Source organism: Halomonas sp. SpR1, assembly GCF_031010175.1.
Taxonomy (GTDB): Bacteria; Pseudomonadota; Gammaproteobacteria; order Pseudomonadales; family Halomonadaceae; genus Vreelandella.
The window spans coordinates 50,839-65,373 of the sequence record NZ_JAUAMB010000017.1; the positions used below are offsets into that span (position 1 = coordinate 50,839).

Annotated in this window: 10 protein-coding genes; 6 read left to right on the forward strand and 4 right to left on the reverse strand. The window is 51.7% G+C overall.

The features are described 5' to 3' along the window. The first annotated feature begins 45 nt into the window (after nt 1–45). The 6 genes from QT231_RS13335 to QT231_RS13360 all read left to right on the forward strand — a co-directional run bounded on the left by QT231_RS13335 (nt 46) and on the right by QT231_RS13360 (nt 5,565). The gene (locus tag QT231_RS13335; RefSeq protein ID WP_308337348.1) at nt 46–861 is read left to right on the forward strand and encodes a SapC family protein; all 816 of its coding nucleotides are present in this window, start codon (nt 46–48) and stop codon (nt 859–861) included. A gap of 24 nt (nt 862–885) precedes the next feature. Then, nucleotides 886–1,026 (forward strand): hypothetical protein, encoded by a 141-nt coding sequence (locus QT231_RS13340; protein ID WP_308337349.1) that lies wholly within the window; start codon nt 886–888, stop codon nt 1,024–1,026. Then, nucleotides 1,023–2,693, forward strand: coding sequence for a DUF4214 domain-containing protein (locus tag QT231_RS13345; protein ID WP_308337350.1), 1,671 nt, complete (start codon nt 1,023–1,025; stop codon nt 2,691–2,693). Before QT231_RS13340 ends, QT231_RS13345 begins: the two co-directional genes overlap by 4 nt. A 121-nt stretch (nt 2,694–2,814) precedes the next feature. After that, nucleotides 2,815–3,396: a hypothetical protein gene (locus QT231_RS13350; RefSeq protein WP_308337351.1), complete on the forward strand. Its 582-nt coding sequence runs from the start codon at nt 2,815–2,817 to the stop codon at nt 3,394–3,396. Nucleotides 3,397–3,494: 98 nt separating this feature from the next. Further along, a complete protein-coding gene (locus tag QT231_RS13355; protein ID WP_308337352.1) occupies nt 3,495–3,710 on the forward strand; it encodes a DUF6447 family protein in 216 nt (71 codons plus the stop codon). Between the two features lie 337 nt (nt 3,711–4,047). Further along, nucleotides 4,048–5,565: a DUF4214 domain-containing protein gene (locus QT231_RS13360; RefSeq protein ID WP_308337353.1), complete on the forward strand. Its 1,518-nt coding sequence runs from the start codon at nt 4,048–4,050 to the stop codon at nt 5,563–5,565. Between the two features lie 192 nt (nt 5,566–5,757). Here QT231_RS13360 and QT231_RS13365 read toward each other — a convergent pair whose 3' ends face one another. The 4 genes from QT231_RS13365 to QT231_RS13380 form a co-directional block, all read right to left on the reverse strand. Continuing rightward, nucleotides 5,758–11,862 carry a DUF4347 domain-containing protein gene (locus tag QT231_RS13365; RefSeq protein WP_308337354.1) on the reverse strand — a complete coding sequence of 2,035 codons (6,105 nt, stop codon included), beginning with the start codon at nt 11,860–11,862 and terminating at the stop codon, nt 5,758–5,760. A 68-nt stretch (nt 11,863–11,930) separates the two neighbouring features. Then, on the reverse strand, nt 11,931–12,599 hold the full coding sequence (locus tag QT231_RS13370; protein ID WP_308337355.1) for a tail fiber protein: 669 nt from the start codon (nt 12,597–12,599) through the stop codon (nt 11,931–11,933). 499 nt (nt 12,600–13,098) lie between these two features. Next, nucleotides 13,099–13,689, reverse strand: a complete 591-nt coding sequence (locus tag QT231_RS13375) for a FlgO family outer membrane protein (RefSeq protein WP_308337356.1) — start codon at nt 13,687–13,689, stop codon at nt 13,099–13,101. A 4-nt stretch (nt 13,690–13,693) separates the two neighbouring features. Continuing rightward, nucleotides 13,694–14,359 (reverse strand): hypothetical protein, encoded by a 666-nt coding sequence (locus QT231_RS13380; RefSeq protein WP_374694392.1) that lies wholly within the window; start codon nt 14,357–14,359, stop codon nt 13,694–13,696. Nucleotides 14,360–14,535 lie beyond the last annotated feature (176 nt).

Consider the following 14,535-nt stretch of genomic DNA (forward strand, 5'->3'; position numbering starts at 1 on the left):
GCTGGTTTAATGCCGCCAATAGCAAATATTTCTCAAGGAGAGACCATGTTTCGCCAGTTAACCCCACTACAGCCCCGTGAACACCAGCAGTTGCGTTTTAATCCCCGCCAGCCTTATGATTTTGCTAGGGAGCAAATGCTGATACCCCTGGTTGCGGCGGAAACAGCGCGTATCGCCCGCGAAATGCCTATCGTCTTCCCACTGAATGGCGGTTTGCCCCAGGCGCTGGTAGGCGTCAACCAGGGGCAAAATATGCATGTAAAGGAGGGCACCGGCCATTGGATAGGTCGCTATATACCTGCCCACATACGCCGCTACCCCTTTATGCTGGCGGCTGTGCCAAGCACAGAGGCGGCGGGTAAAAAAGGCTTAGGTAGCGAGCAACAGTATATTATTCAGTTTGATGCCGAGGCGAGCCATCTGGAACGCCCCGATGGCTTGGCTCTGTTTGATGACCAAGGGCAGGCCACAGAAACGCTTCAGCAAATCCAGAAGGTGCTCACCAACCTGGAGCGGGAAAATCACCGGACATTAGGCTTGGTGGGTGAGTTAGAAGCGGCAGGTCTACTGGCTGAGCGGCAAATACATGTGGGCGAGGAAGATAAGGGCGGTAAGCGGCTAGCCGGAATTCGTTTAGTGGATGAAAAAGCCTTGGCCGAACTAGATGCAGATACGTTAGCTAAGTTGCGCACCAGCGGTGCACTGGCGTTGGTGTACGCGCACCTGCTGTCGCTCAACAACCTTCGCGATGGCCTGCTAGCGCAAATGATCCGCACACCAGATGTCGCGGATCAACCCATGTCGCTAGATGAGCTCTTTAACGAAGGTGATGACGACTTCACTTTCGATTTTGATAGTTGATGCATCCAGCACAAGGAATTAACCATGGCCGTTCAGTCACAAGTCCTGACCATCAACGGAACCCCTTGCAATACCAGCGAGCTTTCTGAGACTTCTCAGCAGAAGGGGGTCACCTTCCTTACCACGGATGATAAAAATCAGTGCCTACAGCAGGTGGCGCTATGACCCGCTTCATTGGTATTGATAGTAATACCTTTCCTTACTCGGCCGTGGCTTATATAGAAGCCACTTTCATGGATGGAACGAGAGTCTCTGGTTCGGGTGCGCTGGTCGGTCGCAACGATGTACTGACGGCCGCTCATGTGCTCTACGATCCCATATTGGGTGCGGCTACCGATGTGCAAGTCGAGTTTGGCCGCGATGGTGGATCGCTACCTTATGGAACTTTTGAGGCACCTGAGCTTAATTACTTTGAGTTAAATACTGAACGTCCCGGTTTTCTATTTCAGTCCGAAAGCGAGTATGACGTTGCCTTAGTATCATTAAGTGATGCTGTTGGGGATGATATTGGCTGGTTTTCATTGGGCGATTATAGCTCGGGAGAAAGCTATCACGTAACCGGTTATCCTGGCGTTTACCGTGACAACACTGGCCCAAGATTAATGGAAGACAGTGGTGTCACAACACGTATACCTGGTTATGACTTGTTAGACCTCAATAACTTTGAAATTAATCCAGGCAATAGCGGTGGGCCAGTATGGTATGCATCAAGTGACGGCCCAGTGGTAGTAGGAGCCGTTTCAACCGATGAATGGGCAGTTGACGTCAATGCTCACTTGGTAACCCTCAATCAGTGGATTCAGGGTAATGACGACTTGATTTCTCCTTTGCCAAGTCTGGATGCTGAGGATAGAGCAACGTATGTGGAGAAATTTGAAACATTGCTAGCCGCAGCGGGGTGGGAGTGGCCTGATACACTTGATAAAGCACTGCAAAGTCGAGATGAGTTACTCCGCTATCCAAGCTTAGAAAGCACTATTGATCCAGTACTGCGGCTGTATACGGGCATGCTAGGGCGAGAGCCGGATAAAGCGGGGGTTGAGTATTGGGTTTCACAATTTAACGCGGGGAGCAGCCTACGCACGTTGGCTGATAGCTTTATCGTGTCTGATGAGTTTACCCATTTGGCTGACCAGCTTGGCGGCGGCAACAATGGGCGTATTGAAGCGCTTTATAGCAGTGTTCTTGGCCGTAGCCCGGATACTGCGGGCCAGGCTTACTGGCTCAAGCAGTTTGAAGGTGGTCAGGTAGAGCTAGCAGATATGGCATTAGCGTTTACCAACTCGGAAGAATATGTGTCCAGTAGCTACTCGCTAGTTCAGGGGGCGAAACTATTGTTGTGGGGTGTTGATTTACAGGCGTTAGACACAGAAGCGCTTGGGTTTGAAATTCGACCTACACTAGCAGAGGAGGAAATCGCTGCTGCGTTAGTACGCTTATACACTGGTGTGCTGGGGAGAGAACCTGATGAGCAAGGCTTTGACTATTGGCTTGAAGCGCTAGCGGGTGGCAAATCCCTTGTCTCTACTGCTGCAGACTTTTTTACAAGCAATGAATTTTTGGATGATAAGGCAGAGCCAACATCAGAGGCGCTAATCGACTCCCTTTATGAACAGGTTTTAGCGCGTACCCCAGATGCTGAGGGAGCAGCTTATTGGCAGGCTCAACTACAACAAAAGGCATTGGGGGAGGGGGATTTGGTGCTGGCATTTACTAATTCTGATGAATACATCAAAACGACCCAATCGAATGTTGATTCATACGTACAGCAGCATTACGAGCAGGCACTTATTGGCGTGCCGGAAGATATCGAGACATACCTGCTGGGCTAGAAATACTGCGATTGAATGTATCCTATTGAGCGACGTCAAAGGTATAGAACGAATATTTTTACCGTGCTGGTTGAATTGAGTACAATGCCGCGTTGGTTTCAGGCGACGAGATTGGGAAGTGATGGCGAAATTACCGAAAAGCATCGTTATTGAAGGGCGTCGCTACCCCACGTGGGGATTAAGTGCGAAAGCGCGTAAACAGCTGGTTAATCTAAGCCTTGTAGATGCGCACATTGCAGAGCTTCACCAACGATTGGCACATCACTATGTTGCTCGTGAACATTATCAATTACTTCTGACGAGCGCCTTGCCTGATCCTCGTCGGCAGCCTAACGTAGCGGATACCAGCCGATACTTCTGGCAAAGTGTTTCAAAAGCATGGGCTCAAAATCACTGGCCCCTCAGCACGTCTAAATTAGCACTGAGTGCCTTTGAATCGACTAGCCATTATCGGCAAGGTGATCGAGTACTATGTTATGTGAAAGGTTATGGTGTGGTGGGTTGGGGGGTTGTTGAAATGGATACCCACTCAACCAAAAGGCATTTGGTCTGGCGTGCAAGCGTTTCGACGCTGGAAAAAGCTTTGCCTGCGAAAACGCTAAAAGAGTTTTCGCTACGCCACCCTAATCGTCCATCGCAGGTAGTGTCATCGACTGCAGATATTGAAGGGCTATTGTCTGCGCTTGCTAACAAAGCAGCATAGTGGAAAATTTTTTCGGGATGCATAGCGCTTTCGACATTTGCGCTCGCACCTGTAATAATTCACCGCTAATTTCATGATTACCCATAAAGGAGCCTTGTATGGCGAAGGATAATGAGCAAACAGTCACTATTGATGGTAGTGAATACAATGTGGCAGACCTGTCTGAGAATGCCCGCAATCAGGTACTCAACCTGCGTGTGACCGATCAGGAGATTCAGCGCTTGAACCAGCAGCTGGCGATAGCCCAAACGGCTCGTACTGCTTATGCGCGTGCTTTAAAAGCTGAGCTTCCGGAGCAACAGAAGACACACTAAGATTAATTAGTGGTCAGGCAGTGATATCTTGTCTAGAGCCAGTCAGCTAACGCTGACTGGCTTTTTTTACGCCATCGGTTGGTGAGCGAAAAGCATCTATCGAGGTATCAGTCAATTCATGTTCGGTGGGTAAATATTGACAAATAGGGTGCTTGTCTCTATTGGTTAAGAGGGTGTGAAAAAGATGGCTGCTGTTCTCGGCCTTCTGCGTGAAAATTATAAAGGTGCTTACTAAGGGCGCTATTAGCAGCGATGGCTGTCCGCTTTATGGCATTGTTAGTGACGCTCCACCGACGATACAGGGAACGATATGCAGTGATGCCTGGAGGCATTAATTATGACAACCCCCTCCATTGAAAAAAATCTACAAACACTTTACTTAGGTATCCTAGGCCGTGCGGCTGACCCAGAAGGGTTTAATTACTGGCTAGAACAGGTCGAAAGTGGCTCTGTGGATTTAGAAGGCGTTATGGCCCTCATGCTGCAGTCTGAAGAGTTCCAGGCAAGGCGCACTGAGCTGGCCGAGCTGGAAGATAACGGCTGGGTAAACGAAGTTTATCAAAGCCTGTTTGCTCGTGAGGCCGAGGCCGAAGGCATTGAATACTGGGTAGAGCAGGCTAGCTCTGGTCAATCCCAGCAAGCGTTGTTGCAGGGTTTTATTGCAGGTGCTAGCGCAACTGATGCAGAAGCGCTTGAGGCCTATGCCTCTATTGCTCACTTTTACTCGTCCAGTGTTGATGCTGATAGTTATGATGCAGAGCGCGCTCTTGTACAAGATAGCTTCCGGAGTAATGAACAACTTTATCAAGATCTTGAAGCGTTGGATGCTGCCTACGATACGTTGAGCTTAGAGCAGGCCGGGGAGTCTGTGGAGGGTAGGCCCCTATACAGCGCTACGGTAGGCGAAGGATCGCGCAAGTTAATGATTGTGACGCAACAGCATGGCGATGAGCCAACCGGAACAGAAGCGGCCATGCATTTGCTAGAGTGGCTGAGCGGTGACAGTGAGGCTGCTCAAGCGTTACGTGAGCAAGTGATGTTAACCGTGATGCCAAGGGTCAACCCCGATGGCTTCGAGCGCTGGGAGGGGCTCGTTGCCGGTGAATTAGATCCCGAAACGACCATTGACCCTCGTCGTAACTCTGAAGATATTGATCTTAACCGTACCTGGGATTCTAGTGAAGTTATTGATGCGTCATTAATCCCAGAAACTAACGCTGTTAGGCAGGTGATCGAAGCGACTCAACCTGAACTAATTCTTGATTACCATAACCAAAATAATTATATCAACGAGTCAGGCGAGCTCGAAACGATGTCAATCTTATGGCCAACCAATGATGATGTCGACCCCACCATTACCGCAACAGCACAGCAAGCGGCTGTAGCCATATCACAAGGGCTCGATGATTTTGATTATGGCTACTTGTCGCTGTTTCCCGGTGGCGACACGCCACAAATAGCACGCAATGGAATTGCTATTGATGGTGTGCCTACGCTCCTCATTGAGCAACGTGGCCTAGAAGAGCTGAGCTTAAAAGCGCTGGAAGGACTAGAGCTAGATTTTGATGCGGTTTCTAGCGCCATAGTGCTTGAGGGCGTACTGAGTATGCTAGGCGTCGTAGAAGCTATGGGGCAAAACAGTTTTGACAGCATTGATCCTGCTTTGGCAACACTGATACCTGAGCGCGGTGAACGAATTGAATTTGACGAGATTTATGCTGAAGAAATCGAATGGTCAGGCGAGAGCGAAGAGTCTCATCAAGAAGAGATAGTCGCAGGGCTGGATACGCTGATGGTAAGTACGCCCATAATTGGCACCTCTGAGCCACTTCATCAAGAAATGCTAGTGGCTTAAGGGTAGGCCTGTCGCCCGTTAAGATTGAGTATCAAAAGCTTTCCCATAAGCTCTGAGTTAGAGCAGGGGAAGCTTTTTTATTACCTTGCCAAGCCCTCTGGCTCTTTAACAAACTGAGGGTGTTGTTATTGAGTGACAAGAGGAAATCGGCACCGCCACTTAGCTGCGGTGCCGTTGGGTTGGTTTATGGCCCTAGCCGAACAGGTAGGACTCAAGGTCAGTTTCGACGCCTACCAGGTTTGCGGCATCAAGATAATTGTCTACCTCAGAACGACTGAGTTGCTGGTGTTCTTCGGATTCAGTAAACGCCAGCACCATGTCAATCAGATTGGCATCACCGTTTTGCAGCACCTGTTGCCAATACTGCTCACCTGCGGTGTCCGATGAACGATTTAGCACCCGTTCATAGAGCGTATCGATTAGTGCCTCAATATCTAGCGCCTCGCCGGAGGTTAACAGGCCTTCACTTTCTAGCAGGCTTTCCGCTAACGCGTCTGGCGATTGATTACTCTCCAGCCATTCACTAAACGCTGCTTCATCGGGGGCTTCGCCTACTAAGCCAGTGTAGAGTCGCACCAATGTCTCGGCCAGTTGGCCTTGATCCACCGATACACCGGTATTAAAGCCTAACGTACGCATTTCCATCTGCTCAAGGTTCACACCCCAGGCCAGCAGCTTGTTGCCGTTCACGAGTGGTGTGCTGGCGTTAAGGTACTCTTGTGACTGTACAAACCAACGTGCGACCTCACTACGTTCCCCGTTGTTGTCCAGCAAGACGTCTAACCAGTAATCGCGGCCGCTATCCTCCGCGCCGCGGCCTAATGTGGATTGATAAAGCGTCTCCACAAAGGTGGCATTATCGCTGCCCATGGCTTGCAACGCGGCGCTCGCTTCTTCCGCTAACATAAAGTCCTGAACAATGTTGTTGAAGTTACCTTCTGCGTTTTGCAGTGTCACCCAGTACTCCAAGCCTTCTCGCTCGGCAGCGCGATCAAGAATACCGTTGTATAGCCGAATGATGGGGTTGAGCACCGTATCGAACTCAGGGTAACGCACAAAGGTTGTCGTATTACGCAGCTGTTCCAACAGCTCAGGTGGCCATTCCCAACCCTCTTCAGCAAGTAGGTCAACAAAATTGACGAGCGCTGTTGGCATGGGTTCTGGCTGTGGCTCAGGCTCAGGCTCAGGCTCAGGCTCAGGCTCAGGCTGTGGCTCAGGCTCAGGCTGTGGCTCAGGCTGTGGCGCCGGGGAGGCTTGTACTGTGAAGGTTAAGGTGCCGGAGACGCTTTCCACGCCATCTTCACCGCCATCAGCCAGGGTGAAATCAAAGCTGGCATCGCCTGCACTACTGCCCGCCGTGAATGTCACCAAGCCGTTGTCGATGTCTTGTTGGGTAAAGGTCTCGCCTGCGGCCAAGGCGGTGCCGTTAAGAAATAGTGTGCCGGACGTTGGCAGGGTGTTCAGTGTGTAAGTAAGCTCTGCCCCCTCGTTATCCGGATCGCCTTCATTCAAATTGGCAGTCGTCAGTGTGACGCTACGCCCCGCTTGTACGCTGGGGCCTGTGTTGGTGGCGATGGTCGGCGCATTGTTAACCCCTGCCACTGTCACCGTCAGCGTTGAAGTGTTGGTATTACCCGCGGTGTCTTGAATGTCGACGGTGACGCTGGTGGTTTGTGTCTCACCGTGGGCAAGGGCTTCGAACTCTCCATTGGGGTCGAAGCTTGCAGTGCCATCGGCATTGACGATAAAGCGCCCGCCGTTGCTGCCTGCCACCGCGTTGCCCAGCGCATCGGAACGGTTATTCACCGCGGTAACAGGGGCTGTATTGTCTGCGCCCGTGTCGTTATCGGTTAGCTTGTCGCCTGCTCCGCTAACGTTGGTCAGCAGGGTCTGCCCCGCATCTTCGCGTACCGTGGCAGTCGTGTCGTTTTTGGCGGTTGGCGCGGTGGTATCCAGGATCAGCGCAAGATCCGCAGATGCGCTGCTGGTATTGCCTGCGCTATCGATAACAATCGTATCGATGGCATTGATGCCTTCGCTCAGGTCGCCTTCGGCCAAGGTGAAGGCCCAGGCGCCGTTGCCATTGGCGGTGGCGCTACCCACGCTGATGCCATCGACACGCACCGTCACGGTAGCCCCCGCTTCAGCCCCCGTGCCGGTGAGAGTAGGCGTTGTGTGGTTGGTAAGGTTGTCACTATCGCTCACGCCACTGTCGGAATCAGCCGCTAACGAGGGCGCTGAAGCAGCAGCGGGAGAATTGGCATCAATCGACAAATTAGTATTGTCGGCAAGGTTTTGACCGCTGGGTAACGCATCAAGGTTCGCCGATATGCGGTTATCGTGGGCGACCAGCGTGGCTGCCCCCGTCAGGCTTAGTGAGGCGACGTTAAGCCCAGCGGTGTCTGTCTCGCCTTCTTGCACCGTATAGCGGCCAATAAACTGCGTTTGGTTAGCGGCATCGCTACTGGTGAGGAGAATCGTTGCTCCGGTGTTGAGCGTGGCCGTCAGTGCACCGCCGTTGGCAGCAAAGTCGACCGCTTTATCGAAGGACACGGTGATATCTATGCTGCTGCCTACCGCAAAGGTGCCATCGGCGGTGGGCGAGGTAATCGCTTGAATACCTGGGGCCGTGCCGGTCACCACGCTGAAAAGGTCATTTTGGGTTACGGCGACAAGGGTATTGCCCGCCGCATCCTGAGCACCGCTGACTCGTACATCCACGTCATTGATCACTTCATTGGCGTCGGCGGTGTCGAAGGTAGCGATATAGGTTGTGGCATCCGTCCAACTGCCGGTGTTAAAGGTAATAGTGTTTGTGGGATCTTCCGTTGGGAAGGTGATCGTCGGTGCGACGCCCGTATCCATCGCTTCGTTGAAGCTCAATGTCAGGGTAAAGCGGCCACTGCCGATCTGGTCGTCAGTAATAGTGGTGAGCGACGGTACGATAGCGCCATCCAAAAGAGGTCGAGCAGTGTCGATGGCATCAGCACTCTGGCTGATAGCGGTGGTGTAAGTGTTGGAGCTATTGCCTGCCGCATCGGACAGCACAACGCTAACGGGAATGTCGTCGCCTGGAGCGCGGGAGGTATTCCCCTCCTGTACCGTGTAAGTGGCGGTATAGATGCCGCCGCCCTGGTCGGTGAAATCGGTGACCGCTACCCCGTTCACCGTACCGGCGTCCAGCGATAAGCCTGCCTCTCCCGCGCTAATGGTGACGGTCACAGTATCGCCGATTTTATGGCTGCTATTCGGTATAGAAACGCTGGTGATGAAGGGGGCTACGGCATCAACAACGATGTTCTTGTTGGCGCTCAGCGAGTTGGCGGTACCCGGTGTGGGCAGGGTAAGTTCGGTGTCGTTGCCTGCTGCATCGCGAATTGAGCCGCCATTGAGGATGATTCCGGTACCTGCCAGCGCCAGATCACTGGATTCGTCACCCGCCTGAACGGTATAAGCAAACGTCAGCGTGTCGGTACCTGAGCCAGCCACATAATCTATGGTGCGATCCGTTGCCCCGGTTTCCAGCGTCAACTGCGGTGTACCGTTCACAGTTACGGCTTCACTGAATGCTAAGGTGATGTTAACAGTGTCGCCCGCTTTATAAGTACCGTCAGCATTCGTTGAGGTGATGTTGGTCACACTCGGTTTCACCCGATCAACGCTGTGTGCCGAACCACTGGTATAGGCGGTCGCCATATTCCCCGCGGCATCCTGCACATTCGTATTACTGTCGAGGTCAAGGCGCAGAGTGCCGTCGCCAGTGAGTGTGTCTACGGTGACGGTGTAGCTACTGCCGGAGCCTGAGATGGCGGCGATGGTGCCCGACGCATTGCCGTTGAGGGTGGAGAGGGTAAAATCATCGATAGAGACACCGCTGACGTTTTCGCTAAATGTCACGGTGTAATCCACTGAGGAGGCATTGGCAGCAGGGGAACCGCTGAGCGCAATGCTGGAAACGCTGGGCACTACGGCATCGATTACAATATCTTTATTGCTACTCAGCGAGTTAGTATCGCCCGGCGCGGGCAGGGTAACCACCGTGTCGTTACCTGCCGCGTCCTTTATAGAACCGCCATTGAGGATGAGCTCGCTACCCGCCAATGATAGATCGCTGGTTTCATCCCCGGCCTGGACGGTATACCTAAACATCAGCGTATTAGTCCCAGATCCCGAGGTATAACTAACGGCCCGGTCGGTCGTGCCGGTTTCCAGCGTTAGCTGTGGCGTACCGGCACCCGTGTTCACCGTAACGGCTTCACTAAAGGTCAGCGTAATGTCAACGATGTCACCCGCTTTGTATGTGCCGTTGGCTCCCGGCGAGGTCACGTTGGTGACACTCGGTTTTACCAGGTCAACGTTATGGGTCGTGCCGCTGGTGTATCCTGCTGGGGCGTTGGTGGCCCCATCGTCGATATCGGTGCCAGTGTTAAGATCAAGACGCAGGTCGCCCGCACCACTAATACCAGTAACACTGACCGTATAGCTGTCACCGCTGCCAGCAACCGCAGTAATAGTGCCAGATGCCGTACCGGTGGCGGTGAGGGTGAAGTCGTCGACCGATACATTGCTGACGCTTTCGCTAAAGGTAACGGTGTAATCTACTGAGGCGGCATTGGCCGCAGGTGAACCGCTGGGGGCGATACTGGTAACGCTGGGCGCCACGTCATCAATGACATTAATGGTAATATTTTGCGTCGAGGGTGTCGTGCCATCGGTGGCTTGTACGCTGAGCGTATAGCTACCTGTAGCGCTGGCGTCGAGTTGGCTAGTATCGCTCAGGGTGATCTCGCCAGTGTTACTGTCGATAGCGAAGACGCTGCCGGTGTTGCCGGACGCGATAGAGTAGCTCACCGAGTTATCGTCGCCCGTGGTAGCGACAGTGCCTATAGAGATGCTATTGGCATCGCTCTCGTTAACGCTAAAGGATTGGCCGGTGGTGATGACCGGGGCGATATCGTTAACCGAAATGGTGATATTTTGAGTAGCGGTGTTGTTGGTGCTTTCGCCATCGTCGGCCTGCACCGTTAAGGTATAGCTAGCGGCCGTTTCATAGTCGAGCGCTGCTGCACCGGCGGCATTAAGGCGGATCTCACCATCGTCAGCATCGATATCAAAATAGCTTTGCCCCGTACCGCCCGTAATTGAATAGGTGATATTGGCATCCGCCAGACCACCATCACCGTCATCGGCCTGCACATCCAGTAACACCACATTGTCATTGATGGCGGTTTCGTTAATAGTGAAGGCGTTTACAGAGTTAAATTGTGGGGAGGTATTGGGAATGACCGCGTTATCAATCACAATATTGTTAATGGAGGAGTAGCCGCTGCCGTCGGCGTAATAGATGCGGACTTCATCAACGTAATCAAAACTGGAGTTATTGGATATATCTATGGAGAGACGGTTGTAATCGCTATTGGATATAAAACTACTGAAGGCTACTTGAACCGAGTTTTTAAAGCCAACAACATTAACTTGTTCGAGGGCTCGTGGTTCTGAACCCCAGTCATAAAAATCAAACGACTCCAGTTGAAATGCCGTGCCACTACTACTTTTTATGGCCATCCCTGCCCATTCATTGCCATAAGTATTCCAATCAACAGTCAAGCCGTTAAAGTCGTCGTCAGCAGCAAAATCGATGCTGTTAAACCAATTGATACTGTTAAGTCTAGTGCCATTTATATCGCTAATATTATAGAACTCGAGCACTGCCCCAGGGAAGTCAGCACTACCCCCTTCACCATCTTGGGCAATAGAGTCTGTGTCCCAGCTAGGGTCGTCAGCACTAAACGTAATGGTGGTGAGGGCTAATAGATGCTGATAGGTAGTTACAGCGAGGCTAGGGCCATGCGATGGAGCTGTGGTTGTATCAAGTAGCCAACTGCCGCCCAACAAGGTGCTGCCGATAGGCGAACTTGATGCGCTGATATCGACATCAAGTAGAGCATTTAATCGACTGAGTAAGAAAGCGCCCTCATTACCTTTAGCAGTAGAACAAGAATATAAAAAAAGTTCTCGTTGAACCAGTTGCCCAAGCTCCTCTAGCTGAGGTGCAAGTGCGGCAAAATTATCATTAGCAATACGTGTATTGCCAAGGTAAATGGTGCCTGGCTGCCCATGACATAAAAGATGCAGCGCCTCCACCGGTAAGAAATGAGAAGAGAGCTGCTCAATCAGGAAGCCAAGGCTATCCTGATCATGTGTAAGGTACAGCACCTTCATGCCTTGCGATGCTGCAGCGTTAGCAAGTACATCATAATCCGGTAGAGCTGAGTCGATAACGGCGACGGCGGTCATGGTAGCCTCTTTAACAGTGAACGAGCACAGCGTGCTTTCAATGTTAGCTAGTTAGTTAATTGTTGGTATTAAGGGCGGGATGGATAGATGCCGTTAAGCGCCACGCAGTAACGAATACCCTGCTGGGGTGGCAGGTTGTTAAAGGGCACTGCTTGTCCTGTCGATCCTACTTGAACCTGGCCACCTTCGATGCTAACAGGAAAGGGAGAGGTCAAAGTCTCAGACCAAATGGTCGCGCTGCCAGGGCCGCCACCTGAAGCGGCAAGGTACGGATTAGTACTGCTAGGTGTGGATGAATTATTACTGCTGTTACTCGAAACCGGCAGCTGCGAATTAGTAACAGTAGCCGCGTGAGTATGAGGGGCTAGATTGGCACTCGTTAACGTAGTGATTTCGGTGCCACGTGTTTCACCTGCAACAACTGGGGATAATCCTGGGCCGTTACCCAGTCCAACAGGCGTGCGTCCTTGTAAGTCGGGCAGTCTAAACGTTTGAGTACCATTACCGCCATAGGTAGTGCCGAGTAGTGAGAAAAGAGCGGAGTTTTGGGCAATAGAAAGCAACTGCCCCCGCGCTTCAGCGTATTGGTTCGGGCAATAGCTAGCGGCGGTCAAGCAAATGGAGCCTATGTAGGGTTCGCTACTGCAAGTGGCATTTGCAGTCGTTGTAATTCCAAGCATTCCTAATAAAGCAGTAGCCAGGGCTACAGGACGATAAAAACAGGTGAGTTGTTTCATGGTTATTTTCCCTTGAGTTTTTTAGTTTTTTATTGCTCTTGAAGCTTAGCCATTTCCTTATTTTCTGTCACTAATAATTACTTAGTCCTAGCAAAAATTGCTGGTGATATGTCAATTTTATGAAGTTTTGAAACGCTGGTTTCAATTGACTGTTTTTATCTTTGGTCTGAGTTTTGTCGTTACAGATGGCCCATATAAATTTTATTTATTGAAGAGACTCTCTTTATGAGGTTTAAGGGGGATTTGCTTTGTTAAAGACGCTATAAAAATTAGAGTTTACGAATATAGACAATGAACCATGGGGGGCGCCGAGTGCATAGTGGCAATTTAGAGAGTTAAAAGACCATGCAAGAGCGAAGAGCCGCCATTATCATAATGGCGGCTCTTCGCATCAATTCAGTTTCAATGTGAACTTAGCCAGAATACTCCAAGGCACACTGCAAAGTTATATTTTTTACTTACCAAACTTGACAGCGCAGCACGACCTGCAGGTAAGAGCTCACCAGCCTCCCTGGCCCTCTAACAAGCTGCGGGTGTTGTTATTGAGCGGCATGCGAAAATCGGCGCTGCCGAGTACCATGGCATCGCCTGCCCGCACTACCCTAGCACTCACATAGACGTAGTCCTGGCCCTGTGCATAGGTGCCCATTAAAATTGAGCGGGCGTTGTGCTGAGCGGTTAGGCGCTGAACTTGCCGTGAAAGAATTAATTCCCCCACGCTCTCTTCGATGAACATGCTGTCGCGCATTTTAACTTCGCGTACCTGCATACCCTGGCGGGCCAGGGCGGACGCCATAATTTCAGAGCTGATACGCCCCAGTGTCGACGACTGGCTTAGATTATCGATGCTCACAAAGGTGGCGGCGATCATGGGGCTATAGCGCGTTAACTCTGGATTGCTGGCAACCATCTGCTCGGCAGCTGCATGAACCAATTCAGAGAGATCGGGTTCCGGTTCAGCGGGTCTGTTGTTAGCATTGCCCAGCGTGCCGCAGCCAGCCAGTAGCAGTAGCGTTATTCCAATGGCCATTCCACGGGTAGCATGGCTGAGCGTGCGGGCGCGCTGAATATTGAAAAGTGTCATCAACATGAAATTACCACGTATCAGTAAGGGGAACGGAGGGTGTGGTAGGTGCCTGGGGCACGCGATGAGGGGCATATTGACGACGATCACCGGCATTGATGTAGTAAATGTTGGATGAAGAGTAGAGAATTCGTTCGCCATCGATGATTTGTGTGGTCACGATGATCTCTTCGTCACCGGTGTGCGTCCAGCTGCCGCTGGTAGTGTCGGCAAGCATGCCAGCGGGAATCAACCCCAAAGCAGGTTCGGCCCACTGGTTAAAGGGAATAGTGGCCACGGCGATACCCGCGGTGAGTGCGGTAAAAGCGCCGACGGGGGGGCGGATAAAACCACGATCCCGGTGTTCGACAACTTCGACATTAAAGGTAATGTTGGCACTGTTAGCAGTCGGGACGGTGGTGAGGTTAGCCCCCCGTGAGACCAGCTCGCTGGTCAGCAGCGCGCGAAAGCCGCGGCCAAATTCACCGCCACTGTAAGCGTGCAGTGCTTCACTGTCTGGCTCGCTAATGTGTAAATCGCGATTGCGAACGCGCTCGCGTTGCAAAATGCTGGTAGCTTCATGGCGGGCCAGCACATCCCAATGGTGGGCAGCCTGCATACGCTGCTGTTCGGTATAGGGATAGGTTGTGGCGATCGGCGCTTGAGATGTGTTGGCATAAAAGCAGCCGCTGAGCATTAAGCTTGCCAGCCCCAGGCTAACAGGACGTATGAAATAGGGTATTGGGAATAATCTGGGACGGGTGCGCACCTGCTGGTTCCTTTTTCGCTACAAAACGGCTTTTGATAGACTGTTCGCCATGCTTAGCTTGCCATGCCTAATTCGACGTACCTAGCTCTATGTGGCTAATTATA

Excerpts from the sequence above, each read along its gene's own strand:
- QT231_RS13380 (WP_374694392.1), bottom strand. The coding sequence starts at position 14,359 with ATGCTCAGCGGCTGCTTTTATGCCAACACATCTCAAGCGCCGATCGCC.
- QT231_RS13335 (WP_308337348.1), top strand. The coding sequence starts at position 46 with ATGTTTCGCCAGTTAACCCCACTACAGCCCCGTGAACACCAGCAGTTG.
- QT231_RS13345 (WP_308337350.1), top strand. The coding sequence starts at position 1,023 with ATGACCCGCTTCATTGGTATTGATAGTAATACCTTTCCTTACTCGGCC.
- QT231_RS13355 (WP_308337352.1), top strand. The coding sequence starts at position 3,495 with ATGGCGAAGGATAATGAGCAAACAGTCACTATTGATGGTAGTGAATAC.
- QT231_RS13340 (WP_308337349.1), top strand. The coding sequence starts at position 886 with ATGGCCGTTCAGTCACAAGTCCTGACCATCAACGGAACCCCTTGCAAT.
- QT231_RS13370 (WP_308337355.1), bottom strand. The coding sequence starts at position 12,599 with ATGAAACAACTCACCTGTTTTTATCGTCCTGTAGCCCTGGCTACTGCT.
- QT231_RS13375 (WP_308337356.1), bottom strand. The coding sequence starts at position 13,689 with ATGTTGATGACACTTTTCAATATTCAGCGCGCCCGCACGCTCAGCCAT.
- QT231_RS13360 (WP_308337353.1), top strand. The coding sequence starts at position 4,048 with ATGACAACCCCCTCCATTGAAAAAAATCTACAAACACTTTACTTAGGT.
- QT231_RS13350 (WP_308337351.1), top strand. The coding sequence starts at position 2,815 with ATGGCGAAATTACCGAAAAGCATCGTTATTGAAGGGCGTCGCTACCCC.
- QT231_RS13365 (WP_308337354.1), bottom strand. The coding sequence starts at position 11,862 with ATGACCGCCGTCGCCGTTATCGACTCAGCTCTACCGGATTATGATGTA.